The sequence below is a fragment of the Komagataeibacter rhaeticus genome (genome assembly GCF_011611525.1).
Classification (GTDB): Bacteria; Pseudomonadota; Alphaproteobacteria; order Acetobacterales; family Acetobacteraceae; genus Komagataeibacter; species Komagataeibacter rhaeticus.
Window position 1 is genome coordinate 2,930,686 of the sequence record NZ_CP050139.1, and the last position, 17,021, is coordinate 2,947,706.

Annotated in this window: 15 protein-coding genes; 6 read left to right on the forward strand and 9 right to left on the reverse strand. The window is 62.6% G+C overall.

Annotated features, from left to right (window positions below):
• Positions 1-11: 11 nt before the first annotated feature.
• From GWK63_RS13340 to GWK63_RS13350, 3 genes are all read right to left on the reverse strand, one after another.
• Complete coding sequence (locus GWK63_RS13340; protein ID WP_007397608.1) at positions 12-629, reverse strand: peroxiredoxin; 618 nt, start codon at positions 627-629, stop codon at positions 12-14.
• 50 nt (positions 630-679) lie between these two features.
• Complete coding sequence (locus tag GWK63_RS13345; RefSeq protein WP_166498158.1) at positions 680-1,810, reverse strand: lytic transglycosylase domain-containing protein; 1,131 nt, start codon at positions 1,808-1,810, stop codon at positions 680-682.
• Between the two features lie 160 nt (positions 1,811-1,970).
• Positions 1,971-2,804: an aldo/keto reductase gene (locus GWK63_RS13350; RefSeq protein ID WP_039998636.1), complete on the reverse strand. Its 834-nt coding sequence runs from the start codon at positions 2,802-2,804 to the stop codon at positions 1,971-1,973.
• Between the two features lie 203 nt (positions 2,805-3,007).
• Here GWK63_RS13350 and GWK63_RS13355 point away from each other — a divergent pair, with 203 nt between their 5' ends.
• The 4 genes from GWK63_RS13355 to GWK63_RS13370 all read left to right on the forward strand — a co-directional run bounded on the left by GWK63_RS13355 (position 3,008) and on the right by GWK63_RS13370 (position 7,084).
• Positions 3,008-4,039, forward strand: a complete 1,032-nt coding sequence (locus GWK63_RS13355; protein ID WP_034929534.1) for a dipeptidase — start codon at positions 3,008-3,010, stop codon at positions 4,037-4,039.
• An 81-nt stretch (positions 4,040-4,120) separates the two neighbouring features.
• Positions 4,121-5,419: an adenosylhomocysteinase gene (ahcY, locus tag GWK63_RS13360; RefSeq protein WP_007397602.1), complete on the forward strand. Its 1,299-nt coding sequence runs from the start codon at positions 4,121-4,123 to the stop codon at positions 5,417-5,419.
• A 78-nt stretch (positions 5,420-5,497) separates the two neighbouring features.
• On the forward strand, positions 5,498-5,896 hold the full coding sequence (locus GWK63_RS13365; protein ID WP_007397601.1) for a DUF3597 domain-containing protein: 399 nt from the start codon (positions 5,498-5,500) through the stop codon (positions 5,894-5,896).
• 129 nt (positions 5,897-6,025) lie between these two features.
• Positions 6,026-7,084 (forward strand): transporter, encoded by a 1,059-nt coding sequence (locus tag GWK63_RS13370; RefSeq protein ID WP_034929529.1) that lies wholly within the window; start codon positions 6,026-6,028, stop codon positions 7,082-7,084.
• 135 nt (positions 7,085-7,219) lie between these two features.
• On the opposite strand, the gene GWK63_RS13375 is transcribed toward GWK63_RS13370, so the two are convergent.
• The 3 genes from GWK63_RS13375 to GWK63_RS13385 all read right to left on the reverse strand — a co-directional run bounded on the left by GWK63_RS13375 (position 7,220) and on the right by GWK63_RS13385 (position 10,309).
• A complete protein-coding gene (locus GWK63_RS13375; protein WP_223846546.1) occupies positions 7,220-9,571 on the reverse strand; it encodes a TonB-dependent receptor in 2,352 nt (783 codons plus the stop codon).
• 17 nt (positions 9,572-9,588) lie between these two features.
• Positions 9,589-9,729 (reverse strand): hypothetical protein, encoded by a 141-nt coding sequence (locus tag GWK63_RS13380; RefSeq protein ID WP_156953854.1) that lies wholly within the window; start codon positions 9,727-9,729, stop codon positions 9,589-9,591.
• Positions 9,730-9,967: 238 nt separating this feature from the next.
• Positions 9,968-10,309, reverse strand: coding sequence for a hypothetical protein (locus GWK63_RS13385; RefSeq protein ID WP_166498159.1), 342 nt, complete (start codon positions 10,307-10,309; stop codon positions 9,968-9,970).
• A 50-nt stretch (positions 10,310-10,359) separates the two neighbouring features.
• Between GWK63_RS13385 and GWK63_RS13390 the strand changes: the two genes are divergently transcribed.
• Both GWK63_RS13390 and GWK63_RS13395 read left to right on the forward strand, forming a co-directional pair.
• Positions 10,360-11,598, forward strand: a complete 1,239-nt coding sequence (locus GWK63_RS13390) for a flavin-containing monooxygenase (RefSeq protein WP_039998633.1) — start codon at positions 10,360-10,362, stop codon at positions 11,596-11,598.
• Positions 11,599-11,825: 227 nt separating this feature from the next.
• Positions 11,826-12,761: a LysR family transcriptional regulator gene (locus GWK63_RS13395; RefSeq protein ID WP_034929521.1), complete on the forward strand. Its 936-nt coding sequence runs from the start codon at positions 11,826-11,828 to the stop codon at positions 12,759-12,761.
• A gap of 219 nt (positions 12,762-12,980) precedes the next feature.
• Here GWK63_RS13395 and GWK63_RS13400 read toward each other — a convergent pair whose 3' ends face one another.
• Genes GWK63_RS13400 through GWK63_RS13410 form a run of 3 tightly spaced genes read right to left on the reverse strand, consistent with a single transcriptional unit; the run spans position 12,981 to position 16,947 of the window.
• Positions 12,981-14,738, reverse strand: a complete 1,758-nt coding sequence (locus GWK63_RS13400; RefSeq protein ID WP_007397592.1) for an ABC transporter permease subunit — start codon at positions 14,736-14,738, stop codon at positions 12,981-12,983.
• 15 nt (positions 14,739-14,753) lie between these two features.
• A complete protein-coding gene (locus GWK63_RS13405; RefSeq protein ID WP_007397591.1) occupies positions 14,754-15,800 on the reverse strand; it encodes an ABC transporter substrate-binding protein in 1,047 nt (348 codons plus the stop codon).
• A 34-nt stretch (positions 15,801-15,834) separates the two neighbouring features.
• Positions 15,835-16,947 carry an ABC transporter ATP-binding protein gene (locus tag GWK63_RS13410; protein ID WP_099963286.1) on the reverse strand — a complete coding sequence of 371 codons (1,113 nt, stop codon included), beginning with the start codon at positions 16,945-16,947 and terminating at the stop codon, positions 15,835-15,837.
• Positions 16,948-17,021: the final 74 nt, after the last annotated feature.

Consider the following 17,021-nt stretch of genomic DNA (forward strand, 5'->3'; position numbering starts at 1 on the left):
GGGCGGCCGGCCTATTTTGCCGCGGGTGGCAGGGAAACCGGGCTGGCGCTGCCCTGCGCCGCATGCCACTGGCGCAGCGCATCCAGGGTCTTGCTGACATGGCCGCTGGGGGAGAGCGCGCTGTAGGCATAGATCACCTTGCCATCGGGCGCGATGACATAGGATGTGCGGCTGGCGCGGTTGAGCAGCGGCAGGCGGCTGTCATACATCCGCGCGATCTGGCCCTGCGGGTCGGCCGCGACGGGGAAGCGGCCATGCCCCTCGCTTACGGAAAAACGGTCCAGCGTTGGCATGTCATCGGTGGATATGCCGATGACCGAGGCCCCCAGCGCCTTGTACTGGTCCATCGCATCGGCGAATTCATGGGCTTCGATGGTGCAGCCACGGGTAAAGGCGGCGGGATAGAAATACAGGACCACCGGCCCCTGCCGCAGGGCATCGGCCAGATGGAAGCTGAACTCGCTGCCATTGCGCGTGGCCTGTGCGTTGAACAGGGGCGCCTGGCTGCCTACGGGCAGCGCCGCGCGCGCGGGGGAAAAGCACACGAATCCCGCAAAGGCCATGATGCCCACCAGCGGCAGGCACAGCCCCGGCAGGGACCAGCGTGAACGCCTGTAAAAATACCTCATGCTCCCTCACACCCTGACAACAGGGTCTCTGCGGTCCCGTGACCGGGCCGTCATGTGGCGGGCGGCAGGACCTGGCAGCCCGCATTGCCCATCCGCTGGCAGACCTGTTCGGCAGCCTCGTGCGACAGGCCGGTCAGCCTTGCACGATAGACATGACCGCGATGCGACGCAACGCTTGCAACCTGGGTATGCACCCCGCTGGCCGAAACCCTGGCCCGCGCCAGCCCCGCCGCGTGCTGTGCCTGCCCTTCGGAACCATAGGCCCCCACCTGCACCACCCAGTCATGGCGGGGCGCCATGCTGATGACGCCCGGCCGCGTTCCGGCGGCGGTCATGGGCACAACGCCGCTTTCCTCACGCGCGCTCCATGCCGCCCGCACGGCCGCGGCCTCGGGCGACGGGGCATCGGATGCCGTGCCACCCGGCACGGCGGCCAGAAGCTGGCGGCCCCGGCTGTGCCCGCCGCGGCTGTTCTGCGCAGCCTGGGCGCGGGCCAGGGCACGGGCCTCGATCAGCAGGTCGGCCTGGGAGCGGTTGACGGGCGAGGTCCCCGCGATTTTCGGCCCGATGGACGCCACGTAGTCCCGCGTTTCCTTGGGCAGGGTATGATAGCGGTCAAGGAAGTCATCCAGCCGTCCCGGCCCGCTGTTATACGCGGCCAGGAAGCCGGGGGAGCCGTAGATGTCATACATTTCGCGGATATAGGCGGTACCGGCGATGATGTTGTCATGCGGCTCGAACGCATCGGAACCAAGGTTGTAGCGGGCACGCATTTCATCATAGGTCGGCGGCATGAGCTGCATGAGGCCCATGGCGCCCGGCAGCGAGGTGACGAATTCCCCATTGCGGTAAAGCTGCCCCCCCGACTCGCGCTGCATGACCTGCCGTATCCAGATGTCCGGCACGTCGAAACGCTGCGAGGCCTCGGTGATGTAAGGCCCCCACGGGTCTTCCGGCGGTCCGGGCGGGGCGTAGCTGGTATGGGCACGGGCACGGTAGGAATCGGCCTCGTGGATCATCTGCTCCTCACTCATTTCGTGAGGGCCATTGCTGGCACAGGCGGCCAGCATGCCCGCCAGCCCCAGCGCCAGCCACCGCACGGCGCGCCGGCAGGGAAAAGAAGGCGATGGGGCGGATGCTTCGCCGCCGTCAGATGCCGCTGCTGCCTGGGTTGGTGCCATGTGGTGCCGTGATCCCGCTCATGCCGCCCATGTTCCCATGGCGGACGTGCCAGTACACCCGCCCGGGGGGACGGGCGGCGCACCATAACAGCCCGGCCCGCGCTTGTGCAATCCTGCCCTGCGCCCGGCCGGGGCGGCCGGCATGAACGGTGGCGTGGCGTTATTCCTCCACATAGGTGGCGGGATCACCGCCGGTGCGGTTGTGGGGGCTGTCCAGCGTGGCGAGGTCACGCATGTCATCCGCCGTCAGCTGGAAATCGAAGCTGTGCAGGTTGGCGCGCATGCGCTCGGGATGCGCGCTTTTGGGAATGGGCACCGCGCCACGGTCGATGATCCAGCGCAGCAGGACCTGCGCGCCTGACCTGCCATGCCGCGCGGCGATACGCTGCACCACCGGGTTTTCCAGCAGTCTGCCCCGGCCCAGCGGGCTCCAGGCCCCGGTCAGGATGCCCAGCTTCTCATGCACGGCAAGCAGCGGCCCCTGCGCAAAATCCGCATGCATCTCGATCTGGTTGACGGCGGGGGTCACCCCGGTCTCATCCACCAGGCGCCGCAGGTGTTCGGGCAGGAAGTTGGACACGCCGATCGAGCGGATCCGCCCTTCGTCACGCAGGCGGATCATGGCCTTCCAGCTTTCGACATACTGGTCCTTTAGCGGCAGTGGCCAGTGGATCAGGTAAAGGTCGACATAGCTCATCTTCAGCCGTGCCAGGCTGGCCTCGAACGCACGCAGCGTACTGTCAAAGCCCTGGTCGGCGCCGCGCAGCTTGGTGGTGACGAAAATATCCTCCCGCCCCACGTCAAAGCTGACCAGCCCGGTACCGACGCCGCTTTCGTTGCCGTAGCGCGATGCCGTATCGAACAGGCGGTAGCCCGCCGTCAGCGCCTCGCGCACGGCGGCCTCGGCCTGCGGGTTGTCGAGCGGATAGGTGCCGAACCCCATGGCGGGAATGCGGTGTCCATCATTGAGGGTAAGCAGGGGGATGGTGGTCATGGTGGTTCCTTCGTCAGGCGCACCCGGCCACTGGGGTATCCCGTGGGGTGTCCCGGCGCGCAGGCGGCGGGTTGGCAACCGGACCGGGGCTGGACGTGCGTCGCCGGTAGCCAGACTAACGATACAGGGCCGGTTTTGGTTTATGCCCAGTTTTCAGGACTGGGGTGCATGTGGTTCATTGTCACCATCCAGAGAGGGACTCCATGACCGATCCATCCCCGCACGCCGCCCCCCACCCCACGCTCCTGACCATCGACACCCATGTGGACATCCCCTGGCCCGACCGGGATGACTTTGGCACCGGCGCGCCCTCGCGCCGGGTGGACCTGCCACGCATGCGCGCGGGCGGGCTGGGGGCGGCCTGCCTTGTGGCCTATGTGGGGCAGGATGCGCGCGACGACGCGGGCCACGCGGCCGCCAGCACCCGGGCGCTGGAGATGCTGGCCGTGATTGCCCGGACGGGCGAAAACCCCGGCGTGCGGGTATGCGATACGGCGGCGGCGGTGCGCGCGGCCCATGCGGCGGGGGACATCGCCATCATTCCGGCGGTGGAGAACGGCTATGCGATGGGGGAGGACCTTTCGCTCATCGCGCGCTTCCGTGCCCTTGGCGCGCGCTACATGACGCTGACCCATAACGGCCACAACCAGCTGGCCGATTCGGCACGGCCCATGCACCACCTCAATGATTCCGAAAGCCTGCATGGCGGCCTGTCCGCGCTGGGGCGCGACGCGGTGGCCGAGATGAACCGCCTGGGCATGCTGGTGGACGTCTCCCACACCGCGCGCAGCACGATGATGCAGGCGGTAAAGCTGTCGCGCGCGCCGGTCTTTGCCAGCCATTCCTGCGTACGGGCGCTGTGCGATCATCCCCGCAACCTTGATGATGGCCAGCTTGACGCGCTGAAGGCCTGCGGCGGCGTGATCCACATCACCGCGATGGACGCCTTCCTGCGCCCGCGTGACGTGCGCGACATGCGCCCGGTCACGGTGGCCGACTTCGTGGATCATATCGACTACGCGGTAAACCGAATCGGGATCGAACATGTCGGGATCTCGTCCGATTTCGATGGCGGGGGCGGCATACGCGGCTGGGCCGATGCCTCCCAGTCCGGCAACCTGACGATGGAACTGCGCGGCCGGGGCTATGACAACAGCCAGATTGCCGCCCTGTGGGGGGAGAATTTCCTGCGCATCCTGCGGCAGGCGGAAGACGTGGCGCGCACGATGGCGTGAACATCATCTGCCGCCCGCTCTGGATCAGTCGGGCCCAAACGGGTATATCCCGTGTCGAATTAACGAATATCAGGATAGAAAATGACCACCACCACGGACTACAAGGTCAAGGACATCTCGCTTGCCGAATGGGGCCGCAAGGAAATTTCCATCGCGGAAGGCGAAATGCCCGGTCTCATGGCGCTCCGTGAGGAATACGGCGCTTCCAAGCCGCTGAAGGGCGCGCGCATCGCCGGCTGCCTGCACATGACGATCCAGACCGCCGTCCTGATCGAGACGCTGACGGCGCTGGGTGCGACGGTGCGCTGGTCATCGTGCAACATCTTCTCGACCCAGGACCAGGCGGCGGCGGCCATCGCGGCCACGGGCGTGCCGGTCTTTGCCTGGAAGGGCCTGACCGACGATGAGTTCTGGTGGTGCATCGAACAGACCATCAAGGGGCCGGACGGCTGGACGCCGAACATGATCCTTGATGACGGCGGCGACCTGACGACGCTGATGCATGAAAAATATCCCGCGATGCTCAATGACGTGCGCGGCATCTCCGAAGAGACCACGACCGGCGTGCACCGCCTGTGGGAGATGGAAAAGAAGGGCCTGCTGAAGGTTCCGGCCATCAACGTGAACGACAGTGTCACGAAGTCGAAATTCGACAACCTGTACGGCTGCCGTGAAAGCCTGGTGGACGCGATCCGCCGTGGCACCGACGTGATGATGGCGGGCAAGGTTGCCGTGGTTGCCGGTTATGGTGACGTGGGCAAGGGGTCCGCCGCATCGCTGCGCAACGCGGGCTGCCGCGTACTGGTGACCGAGGTCGACCCCATCTGCGCCCTGCAGGCCGCGATGGAAGGCTACGAGGTCGTGACGATGGAAGAAGCCGCCCCGCGCGGCGACATCTTCGTGACCGCGACCGGAAACGAGGATGTCATCACGCTTGAGCACATGCGTGAGATGCGGCACCGTGCCATCGTGTGCAACATCGGGCATTTCGATTCCGAGATCCAGATCAACGCGCTGCGCAACTTCAAATGGGAAAACATCAAGCCGCAGGTGGATGAGGTCGTCTTCCCCGATGGCAAGCGCCTGATCGTGCTGTCCGAAGGCCGCCTGGTGAACCTGGGCAACGCCACGGGCCACCCTTCCTTCGTCATGTCCGCATCCTTCACCAACCAGACGCTGGCGCAGATCGACCTGTGGCAGGCACCGGCGGACAAATACGAAAACAAGGTCTATACCCTGCCCAAGCATCTGGACGAGAAGGTGGCCTTCCTGCATCTGGCAAAGGTTGGCGCGCATCTGTCCAGGCTGTCGAAGCAGCAGGCCGATTACATCGGCGTTCCGGTCAACGGGCCGTTCAAGAATGACCTGTATCGTTACTGAGCGCCGCGCAATACCTTAACCTGTGCATGATGTTCCCGGCTTCCCGCCGGGAACACCTGACCCTGGAGTAAAGATATCATGAGCATCTTCGGTACGATCCTGTCCAAGATCTTTGGCAGCCACACCGCTGCGGCAGCCACACCGGCCGCCACCACCACGGCCCCGGCCGCTAGCGCTGCACCCGCCGCCCCCGCCACACCGGCGGCAGCCCCGGCACAGCCGGTTGACGTGGATGCGGTGCTGGGCGCACTGGCGGCCAAGAACCCCGAAAAGCTGAACTGGCAGACCTCCATCGTGGACCTGATGAAGCTGCTGGGGCTGGACAGCTCGCTTTCCGCGCGCAAGGAACTGGCGACGGAACTGCACTACACGGGTGACATGAACGATTCCGCTTCCATGAATGTCTGGCTGATCAAGCAGGTCATGGCAAAGCTGGCGGCCAATGGCGGCAAGGTTTCCCCCGACCTGATGAAATAATGCCCGGCTGAAACGCGGGTGGGCGGACGTGTGGCCACCAGCCACCGGCCGCCCGTTTCGTTTGGGCCAGACAACACCACCAGCCAGAGCCGGCAGTGCCCGGGCTGCGGCATGACGGAGGGATATGCGATGGAAACCGTCCCCGATTTCCCGATGGCGGATAGCGCCTCCCCCCTGCCGCTGCCTGCCACCACATCCGTCTCCAACGGACTGGTATGGGCCATTGCCTGCCAGTCGGGCCAGCGCCCGCAACGCCTGAGCGATACGCAGATCGCCCATGCCCTGGAAGGCCGCCCCCCTGAAAACCCGGGATCATGGGTCTGGCTGCATTACGACATTGTCCATACCGCCAGCCGTGCGCATATCCAGGCCATCCCCTGCCTGCCCGAGGAAGTCCGCCTGGCCCTGGGCAGTACCGACCGGGGCACCAATGTGGAAGCCGAAGGCGATATCGTCTATGGCGCGCTGCCCGGCTTTGACGATGCCATGTCGGAAGATGACAAGAACCTTTCCGCCTGGCGCTTCGCGGTCCTGCCCACGCTGCTCATCACCACGCGCCGCCAGCCGGTGCCCGCGCTGGGCGTGGTGTACCGCGCGCTGCAACGCATCGATTCGCTGGATTCTCCCGCCGAGGTGGTGGACCATACCCTGCTTGAATTCGCCGATACCGTGCGGCGCAATATCGGCATGCTGGATGACCAGCTTGACCGTGCCGAGGACCTGCTGCTGACCCTGGACCAGCACACGGATTTCGGGCGCATAAGCGGGCTGATCGGACGCGTGCGCCGCCGCTCGACCGAACTGCGGCGCGTGATCTCGCCCGTTGACCGCATTTTCCATAACGAGGACCTGGAACTGCCCGAATGGGCGGAAGACGACATCCGCGACCGTTCCCAGCGCCAGATCCACGCGGCCCTTGATGACCTTCTGGCGCTGCAGGACCGTGCGCGCTCGCTGCAGGATGAACTGGCATCGGGCCAGGCGGAAGAAACCAACCGGCGGCTTTACACCGTTTCCATCGTGACCACGCTCATGCTGCCCGCGACCTTCGTGACCGGCTTCTTCGGCATGAATACCGGCGGCATGTTCCTGGCATCGGGCACCATGGGCACGGTGGAGGCCGGTGGCATCTGCTTCATCTTCATGATGATTACATGGATGCTGCTCAAGGTGATGAAACTGCTGTAGCGGTCCCTGCCCCGTCACCGGTGCCGCAACGACAAGGGCCATGCCGATACATTACGTATCGACATGGCCCGCGGGACAGCGTCCGTCATGGCGGAAGGCCATGCCCGTACCGGGCACGGCCCCGCGCAGTGCCGGTCAGAAATCCATCTTCACGGAACCGAAGTAGGAACGCGGTTCACCGGCCAGCATGGACTGACGGTCGCCCGAAAGCGGGAAGCCGCCTTCACCAATCGTTGCGATATAGGAATGGTTGAGCAGGTTGTAGACGTTGAAGTCAAATACCAGGTTGTGGGCACGCCACACATTCTTGAAGCGATAGCGGGCGCCAAGGCTGACCAGCCAGTAGGCCGGCACCGATGTATCGTTCGTGTAGCTGAAATACCGCTTGCCCATGTAGTTGGCGTCAAGATGGGCTTCGGCATTGCCGTAGGAATAGGACAGCCGCCCCTTGTACATCCACGAAGGATAGGCAACCGTATGCTTGCCCTTGGTGGCATAGAGCGTGCCGCCCGACTGCAGGTCGTTGCCATAGATCGAATGCGCATAGCTCATGCTGTTCGAGATGGCGAGGTGCCTGATCGGCGTGAAGACCACTTCCGCATCCGCGCCGTTCAGGTTGATGCTGCCAACGTTGGTCACGATGGAGTGCGGGTCAACAAGTGTTCCCGAAGTAATGGACTGCATGCGGTTGTAATAATTGGCACGGTATATGTCGGCACTGATCGAAACCAGCTTCGATGTATAACGGTAACCCAGTGTATAGACCCAGTCCGTTTCGGGCTTGATGGTCTTTTTCAGGGCCTGGAACGTTGCCTGGTCATGGGCCTGCCACGCACTGGGCAGGCTTCCGCTCTGGTAACCGCCATAATTGTAGCCGCGCATGTTTTCAGCCATGTCGAAATACAGCTCATGATGACGGGCAAAGGTCCAGTCCAGCGCGACATGCGGCAGGAACGCCCCAGCCGTTGTCAGGCTGCCGCTCGGCAGTTCGGCAACGCCGCTTTCGGCCTCGTTATTATACGATGCACCGCCGCCCGTCGTCTGCAGGTAAGACCGGAAGCCGACATTGATGGACAGGTTGGGCCGCACATAATACGTGTCCTGCAGATGGAACTGGAACGTATTGGTGTGATAGGTGCTCTGCCACGGGTGGTAGAAGGCCGGTCCATACGTCGTATAAGGCCCAACCGCCTTGAGCGGAGACCCCTGCCCCAGAACAGGTTCCTGGTACAGGAAATACCCGTTGGTATATTCGTTGTTTTCGTACCAGATGCCCGTCTCGATATTGTTGTGGGCAATGTTGTACGTGATGTTGCTTGTAAAACCGAAGCGACGGAGATTGGGCTGGTACAGCTGTTCGGACAGGGCACTGCCGTTGGGCGAGGGATCGTAAGGATCGGTATAGGACGAGTTCATTGAATCGGCATGCGCGTAGCCAACCGTCTTCCAGCGCAGGTTGCGGGCCAGGCTGAAGTCCAGGGTCAGGGCGCCCAGGAAGTTCTGTTCGGTCGTGCCGCCATCGTAATATGCGCCGTCCAGCGGGTCCTTCAGCTTGCCTATGCCGCCGCTGAACTGTCCCTGTGCCGCACGGTAGGCGCGGGCATAATCGGGATAATAGATATCGACACGCTGGCCAAGGGTATCAAGCGCATTGAAACTCAGGTCTTCATAGCCCCACATTTCCATGTCGGACCAGTCGAACAGGGCCGAGATATGGCTGTCTTCACCAATGGGCTGGTATAGCTTGAAGTTGACCTGCTGCTGGAACTGGGTCCCCTCGCCTTTCCACTTGCCGCTGTCAATCCGCATGTAGGATGCATAGAACCGGGTGCCGCTTTTGTTCAGCTCGCCACTGTCAAAACGGGCAAAGGTACGGAATGCGTTAAAGCTGCCGAATACCTGCGATACGGTACCGCCCATCTTCTTGCTGGGATCACGCGACACGAACTGGATCGAACCGCCAAGGGTGGTGGTTGACGGCACGTCCACCGCACCGCCGCCCTTGGATACGCTCATGCTCTGGATATTGTCCTGGGTCAGCGCGCTGTTGATATCGAGGCCGTTATATTTCTGGTAGCCCTGATCACCCAGCGGGATGCCATCCAGTGTCACGCCCATCTGGGATTTGTTGAACCCGCGCACATAGAGCGAAGCCGCCCAGGTATCAAGACCAAGTGCATCATCCGTGGTGAAGTTGACGCCCGGCGTGTTGGCAAGGATCATGTACGGGCTGGTGCCCGCAACGGCATCATCCATCTGCTTGCGCGAAACCACCTGCGTTGCGGCATGGGTCGTATGCCGCACCGTCTTCACGGCAATTGCTTCTTCCTGTGCCTTCGGCATCTCGGCCTTGCTGGCCCGGCTTGCGCCACTGCTCTTGTGCACAGGCTTGCTGTTTCCCGAATTACCCGACTGCACGGCGGCATAGGCACTTGTCGTGAGACATATCATCGAAACACCGGCAAAGAAAGCAGCCCGTTTCTTCATCACTAAACTCCCGACATTCAGGTTGTTGTTTTGGATATGCAATGTATTTTTGCATACGGATACGGCAGGCGGTCAAAATCTCTGATCATGAGATGCGGCATATCCATTTTTTCAGGACAGGGTTTTACTACCATGCCTTCCATCAGAATATCAGGCATCGTGATTTTCAACATTCCCGTCCAGTAGTTTTATTGTGCAGGAACCTTATCCTCAACATATTATACTTTTTTATGATAATCAGCCAATTTCTCACTCATACAGACAATTCTCCTGAAATAACAAATAATCATGGATTCCAGGCTGGAACTGTTCAGTCTTGAGATGACTACTCTCGCAGTCAGATGCAAACTTGATTTACAGCATACGTCTACATTGCGGACCAGCAATGACTATTTTTTAAAGCAAGTCATAAAAATATCTGACGCGCCCGGCACCGGCAGCCGCGGGAAACCGGATAAATTCATGCATATCCATCACATAGCGGCCACCAGAACCGTACGCCCCGGCCCGTCTGTGCCGGAAACGGAAGAAAACCGCATGAAAAAAACGGCAATGACCACACAGGTTGCGGTTGATGGCGCCCCCGAAAGCATGGAACATGCCGGACAGGACATGCGCCACGGAACGGTTTTCCCGGCCCGGCACCCCTGCGCGGTGCCGCCGTAGGAAAAAGCTAATCAGCGCTGAACGATATCCTTGTTTCGGGATCATCATCAATACAATAAAGATTTGGGACACCCCTGACTTTCCTACTGATTTTCATGTAATGCTAGAAAAGAGTGCCGAAAATGCCAGTTGAAAAAGTTGATACACTGATCATTGGTGGCGGGCAGGCCGGACTGGCGATGAGTGAACACCTTGGTAAACGCGGTCTGTCTCACCTGATCGTTGAAAAAGGCCAGATTGCTTCAAGCTGGCGTGGCCGATGGGATTCTCTTGTGGCGAATGGCCCCGCCTGGCACGACAGGTTCCCGGGCATGACTTTCCCCGGTGTCGACCCGGACGGTTTTGCGCCACGCAAGAACATCGTGGACTATTTCGTTTCTTACGCACAACAGATTTCAGCCCCCATCCGTTGCGATACGGAAGTGAAGACACTGCACAGGAAGCCCGATGGCAGCGGCTTCGTTGCGGAAACGTCCACCGGCACCATCGAAGCGACCAATGTCGTGGCGGCAACCGGTGCCTTCCAGCGCCCGGTCATTCCCGCCATCGTACCGGACGATGCCGGGTTCAACCAGATCCATTCCTTTTCCTACCGCAATCCCGACCAGCTGCCCGAAGGCGGCGTGCTGGTAATCGGCGCCGGTTCCTCCGGGGCGCAGATCGCGGATGAACTGATGCGCTCGGGCCGTCGCGTCTTCCTTTCGGTCGGCCCCCATGACCGGCCGCCCCGCCGCTACCGCGGGCGTGACTTCGTATGGTGGCTGGGCGTGCTGGGCATGTGGGACGCCAAGCCCAGCAATACCTCGGCCGACCATGTCACCATAGCGGTCAGTGGCGCCCATGGGGGCCATACCGTTGACTTCCGTGAACTGACCAGCCGTGGCATGACACTGGTCGGCCGCGCGCAGTCCTTTGCCAATGGGGAAATGGCGTTCGAACCCGACCTGGCCCGCAACATCGCGCTGGGGGATGCCAACTACCTGGCGATGCTGGACGCCGCCGATGCCTATGTGGCGCGCGAAGGGCTTGACCTGCCCGAGGAACCCGAGGCCCGCATCATCGCACCCGATCCGGAATGCGTGACCGACCCGCTGCTGCGGCTCAACCTGGCCAGGGCCGGCATCACCTCCATTGTCTGGGCCACGGGCTATGCGCTCGACTTTACCCGCTGGCTGAAGGTGGATGCCTTCGACCCGTCGGGCGCCCCGGTTCACGAACGGGGCGTGGCAAAGGTCCCGGGGCTGTATTTCCTGGGACTGGCCGGACTGTCACGCCGGGCGTCACCCTTCATCTGGGGCGTGTGGCACGATGCGGACTACCTGGCCGATCATATCGCCGGCCGCAAGGCCGTGGCGGCGTAAGGCGCCTTTCCTCCCCCGCTGCGCATGGCCCCCTTCCGCGTCCCCTGTCCGCGGACGGGGAAGGGGGTGCGGGAGGTGATTACCGCGCCCCGTCAGGCGGTATCCCGGCCTGATCGGGCGGACCTGGATGCAAAAACAGGCGCGGCAGGTGACAACGAGAAGATTTTGTGGCTAAATTTTCTCATGTCGCGCCTCATTTGCGACCTCGTGACGGAGCAGACGGCACCATGCGCTACACATTGCGTCAGCTTGAATACTTCATCGCTGCGGGTGAGGCAGGGTCCATCCGGCATGCTTCCGAGCGATTGTCGATCTCCCAGCCTTCCATCTCGACCGCGATCAGCCATCTGGAGCAGGAGCTGGGCGTCCAGCTTTTTGTCCGCCATCACGCACAGGGGCTTTCCCTTACCCCTGCGGGCCACAAGCTGGTGGCCGAGGCCAAGCGCATCATCCAGATGGCCGAGGGGCTTTACACCTCGGCCTCCGATGCAACGGACCAGGTGCGTGGCCCGCTTACGGTCGGTTCCATGGTCACCCTGGCCCCCATGATCATGCCCGAACTGGCCCACAGTTTCATGGCCGCCTATCCGGGAACGGAAATCCGTCAGTTCGAGGCCAATCACGAACTGCTGCTGGACAAGCTGAAACGGGCCGAGATCGATATCGCGGTCACCTATGACCTGCTGATCCCCGAGGGGATCGATTTCGTGCCGCTGGCCAGCCTGGCCCCGCATGCGCTGGTCAGCGAGGACCATCCGCTGGCCGGACGCCAGGAAGTGGAGCTGGCCGAGCTGGCGCAGGAACCACTGATCCTGCTGGACCTGCCACTGAGCCGTGAATATTTCCTGGCGCTGTTCTTCCGTGAGAAACTGAAGCCGAAAATGTACTCATATTCCGCCCATCAGGAAGTGGTGCGGACCATGGTGGCCAATGGCTACGGCTATACGCTGGCCAATGTCCGGCCACGCTCGGATCTGGCGCTGGATGGCCGCCGGGTCGTCAGGTTACGCATTGCGGGGGAACAGCGTGCCATGGTCATGGGCATTGCAACGCCCGCCAGCGTCCGCAAGTCGCGGCTGCTCAAAAGCTTCGAAGACCACTGCATGACCTGTATCTCCGATTCCCACATTCCCGGCATGGTCGGCCCTGATTTCACGAACTGAGACCGCCCCCGCCATATTCCTCCCCGTCCAGGCACCCTTCTGGCGCGCGGCAGGCCGCGTACATGATGCGGCCGGGCGGTAGCGGGGTTTCCGGCCGCCCCTGTCCCCGGATGGCAGCCCGTTCCGAAAAAATGTAAGGAAACGCCGCCTTCTTGCGGAAAGGACGGCGCCCGGAAATCCTTATCCTGTCTTTATCGGCCGACTGTGCCCGCATGCATCCTATGGCGTCGCCCTGTTGCGCTGCATGCTTTCCATGATCACGAACAGCACCGTTATGAGAAGCATCATGACAACCGATACCGCGACAAGCAGCGGACTGACCTCCAGCAGGACGGCATCCCACATCTGCTTGGGCAGCGTGGTCTTGAGCCCGCCCCCCAGAAACAGCGCGATGGTCAGTTCATCAAAGGACGTCAGGAACCCCGCCACAAACCCCGCAACCAGAACCGGACGCAGCAGCGGAAGCAGCACATGGCCCAGGATCTGCGGCATCCTTGCACCCAGCGTGGCCGCCGCCTGGTTAAGCTGCCAGTTATAGGAACGGAAACCACCCAGAAGGATGGTAAAGACAATGGGCATGCACAGCACGGTATGCCCCAGCATGATCGCGCTATCGGTAGCGATCATGGAGACGCGGGCAAACAGGCCGAACTGTGCCAGGGCAATGACAATGGGGGGCACCGCCAGCGGCACCATGAAGGCCAGGATTCCCAGACCCGCCATCCGTCCCTTCATGCGCGCGATGCCGAATGCCGCAAGCCCGGACAGTACAACGGCCAGCGTTGCCGCCCCGAACCCGATCCTGAGCGAACGCAGGGTGGCGGAAATCCATAACGGATCATGGAAATAGGTTACGAACCAGCGCAGCGTGCCCAGATGCGGCGGAAACACCAGAAAGGAATCCCGCGTGAACGCCATCGGCACGATGGCCAGCAGGGGAACACCAAGAAAAGCGATGACCGACCAGGCAAACACGGCAAGGCACGTCCCGCCATGGCGCTCCGGCCACAGGAAGCGGGGGACAAGGCTGCCAATGACGGCCGAAATACGGGCCAGCCGGTCATGAATGACCGGCGCGCGCGAAACCGCGGCGCGGCGCGACGCCGTGCCGGAAAGATCGAACAGCCAGTTGGTCAGCAGGATGGCAATTCCACCAGCCAGCACGATGATCACCGCCAGCGCATTACCGAAATTCCAGTTCTGCAGACGGTCGATCTGAAGGATGATCAGCTCCCCCAGCAGGACGTCATGCCGCCCGCCCAGCAGCATGGGCGTGATGAAAAAGCCAAGCGCCGACAGGAAAACAAGCAGTGCCGCCGCCGCCGTGCCCCGCAGGGTCAGCGGCATGTAGACACGCCAGAACAGGTCGGCCCAGCCGGCACCCATGGTACATGCGGCATCCAGCCATTGCCGACTTATGCTGCGATGCGCGGGCAGCATGGAAATGATGGCCATGGGCAGCAGCACATACAGCATGGCCACAATCAGCAGCGGGCGGTTGAACAGAAGGCTGTCCGCCCCGTGCAGCCCGACCATGCGCATGAAGCCCGCGACCGGCCCATGCCGGCCCAGCAGGACAAGCCATGTGAAATTACGGACCAGTACACTGGTCCAGAAAGGCGCCATGATCAGGAACAGCGCGCGCCGGCGCGTCCGCTCCGATGTCGTGGCCAGCCAGAATGCAACCGGGTAGCCTATGCCAACCGAGAACAGCGTGCACCACAGCCCGACCCACACCGTGTTCCACAGCACCTGGCGATAGGCCGGGATCTGGAACACACGTACGAATTCGACCGGGCTGAGCCTGCCACTGGCCGGATCGTGAATGCTGCTCCATGCCGTCTGCACAAGGGGAAGGATCAGGAACACGGCCAGAAACAGCACGCCCGGCAGCACAGGCGCATAGGGCAGAAGCCGCCTGCCCCACCCTGCCATGGGCAGGCCGGGGGCGGACAGCTTTTCAGGCATTGCTTTCATTGGCGTTTTCCATCCTCATTCAAGCAGGAATTCTTCAAAACGTTCCGAAACCCATTTGCTGTTCTCGCCCCACCATTGTGCATTGAACCCGGTCAGTCCCTTGAAATTGTCTGGCGATGTTGGCAGCAGCGCCGCGTTTTCGGGCCGCATATAGTCAAAGGCCCGCCTGTTGGTCGGCCCGTTGGTGCTATGGATGGCATAGACCGCCTGCCGGTCGGGCCGCATGCAGTACCGCACGAAAGCGCGGGCAATATCCGCACGCGGGCAGCCAATGGGAACGGACCACCCATCGGCCACATACAGGCCGTTCCAGACCAGCGTGATCGGGGCACCGCTGGCCCGTGCCGCCTGCGCGCGCGATGACCATGTATCGGACAGGTCGATTTCATCACTTTCCAGCAACAGGGTGTTCTGCGCACCACTGGCCCACCAGATGGCAACATTGTCGCGCAGCCGGGCCAGGGAGGCGAAGGCGCGGTCAACATCCAGCGGGTACAGCGCATCGGGGGCCACGCCATCGGCCAGCAGGGCCAGTTCCATCGTGGCGGCGGGTGAGCGGCACAGCCCGCGCCGACCGGGAAAGCGCTTCACATCCCAGAATTCGGGCCAGTTCCGCGGCCCGCCCTGCGGGAAGTGGCTGTTCTGCCACGCCATCATGACCGCATAGACGGAAAAGGCCAGCCATGTATCCGTGGTCATGCCGGGGATAAAATCCGCCGTTTCCGCCGGTGCGATGTTCAGGGGTTCGAAATACCGCCCCTCACGGTCCAGCCGGGCCACATGCTCCGAATTGAGCATGCAGACATCCCAGATATAGGACCGGGCATCAACCATGAGCTTGAACTGCGTAACGGGGTCCGCCGCATGGGGCACCGCCGTAATCGCGATGCCGGTCTCCTTTTCGAAGGGTTCATAGAAGGCCCGGCGCATGGCAACCGAGGGTTCGGCCCCCACATCCGCCACCGTCAGGTGCGAGACCCCCTGCGCCCGTGCCCGCCGTGCCACACCCAGAAGTCCCCCCGCCGCACCAGTGGCAAGCATCGCTCGTCGCGTCAGAAGCATGGATAATCCAGATCCTTACCGTTGGAATGCAGGCTCAGGAGCATGGAATGAAATGGCCGTCGCCCGGCTCCCACTGCAGGCTGCCCGGCTGGCCCGCATGCAGCGCCATGCCCACGGGCGCGCGGATGATGACGCATTCGTCATTGCGCAGCCGGAAGACGACACGCTGGTCGGGACCGTTGAACGTCACGTCCTGCACGGTGCCGCCCAGACCCGAATCCTGTGCCGGGCCCAGCGCCAGGTTCTCGGGGCGGAGCACCACGGCCCCCTTCGTGCCCGCCGGGGCGGAACACGCATGCGGCAGCGGGATATCGCCCATTGCGGTTGCCAGCACCCCGCCCGCGCGCACCACGCCATGCAGGATGGTGGATGCCCCGATGAAGTTGGCGGCAAAAACCGTGCGCGGCGTGGCATACAGCGCGCGCGGTGTATCGAACTGCTCGATCCGGCCCTGGTTCATGAGACAGATCCGGTCGGACATCGTCATGGCTTCCTCCTGATCGTGGGTGACGAACACGAAGGACGTTCCGGTTTCACGGTGGATGCGCCGCACCTCGTCCTGCATGACCAGCCGCAGGTTGCGGTCCAGCGCGGAAAAGGATTCATCCATCAGGATAAGCGAGGGACGGTAGACCAGACACCGCGCCAGGGCCACGCGCTGCTGCTGGCCGCCCGAAAGCTCCGCCGGCATGCGCGCGGCATAGCCATGCAGGCCGACCATCTCCAGCGCCGCCTCGGTCCGCCGGGCCATGGCAGCCCTGTCCACCTTGCGGATACGCAGCGGGAAGGCCACGTTCTCACCCACGGACAGATGGGGAAACAGGGCGTAATTCTGGAACACGACGCCAATGTCACGCTGCGCCGGGGGGGCGAAGGTCTGGTCCCGGCCATCAATGAGCAGCTTGCCCCCGCTTGGTGGTGTCAGCCCGCAGATCAGCTGCAGAAGCGTGCTCTTGCCCGAACCCGACGGCCCCAGCAGGGTCACGAATTCCCCCGCCGCGACATGCAGGTCAACCCGGTCCAGCGCCAGCGTCTGCCCGTAGGCCTTGTACAGCCCCTGTACCTGCAGTTTGTGCGCGGAAGGGTCCGGTGCCAGGCCGGATGTCCAGCAATTTATTTGATCTTTATTATGCGAATCAGGTGACATACTGAAACCTGCCACATTCATACCTATCATGAAACGTCCTCTCTGGCCGAGCGCCTACCGCGGGAGGAAAGATT

Coding starts and splice junctions, on each gene's coding strand:
- GWK63_RS13350 (WP_039998636.1), bottom strand. CDS start 2,804: ATGACCACCATCCCCCTGCTTACCCTCAATGATGGACACCGCATTCCC.
- GWK63_RS13345 (WP_166498158.1), bottom strand. CDS start 1,810: ATGGCACCAACCCAGGCAGCAGCGGCATCTGACGGCGGCGAAGCATCC.
- GWK63_RS13405 (WP_007397591.1), bottom strand. CDS start 15,800: ATGCTTCTGACGCGACGAGCGATGCTTGCCACTGGTGCGGCGGGGGGA.
- GWK63_RS13380 (WP_156953854.1), bottom strand. CDS start 9,729: ATGCCTGATATTCTGATGGAAGGCATGGTAGTAAAACCCTGTCCTGAA.
- GWK63_RS13395 (WP_034929521.1), top strand. CDS start 11,826: ATGCGCTACACATTGCGTCAGCTTGAATACTTCATCGCTGCGGGTGAG.
- GWK63_RS13340 (WP_007397608.1), bottom strand. CDS start 629: ATGAGGTATTTTTACAGGCGTTCACGCTGGTCCCTGCCGGGGCTGTGC.
- GWK63_RS13400 (WP_007397592.1), bottom strand. CDS start 14,738: ATGAAAGCAATGCCTGAAAAGCTGTCCGCCCCCGGCCTGCCCATGGCA.
- ahcY (WP_007397602.1), top strand. CDS start 4,121: ATGACCACCACCACGGACTACAAGGTCAAGGACATCTCGCTTGCCGAA.
- GWK63_RS13365 (WP_007397601.1), top strand. CDS start 5,498: ATGAGCATCTTCGGTACGATCCTGTCCAAGATCTTTGGCAGCCACACC.
- GWK63_RS13370 (WP_034929529.1), top strand. CDS start 6,026: ATGGAAACCGTCCCCGATTTCCCGATGGCGGATAGCGCCTCCCCCCTG.
- GWK63_RS13375 (WP_223846546.1), bottom strand. CDS start 9,571: ATGAAGAAACGGGCTGCTTTCTTTGCCGGTGTTTCGATGATATGTCTC.
- GWK63_RS13410 (WP_099963286.1), bottom strand. CDS start 16,947: ATGTCACCTGATTCGCATAATAAAGATCAAATAAATTGCTGGACATCC.
- GWK63_RS13355 (WP_034929534.1), top strand. CDS start 3,008: ATGACCGATCCATCCCCGCACGCCGCCCCCCACCCCACGCTCCTGACC.
- GWK63_RS13390 (WP_039998633.1), top strand. CDS start 10,360: ATGCCAGTTGAAAAAGTTGATACACTGATCATTGGTGGCGGGCAGGCC.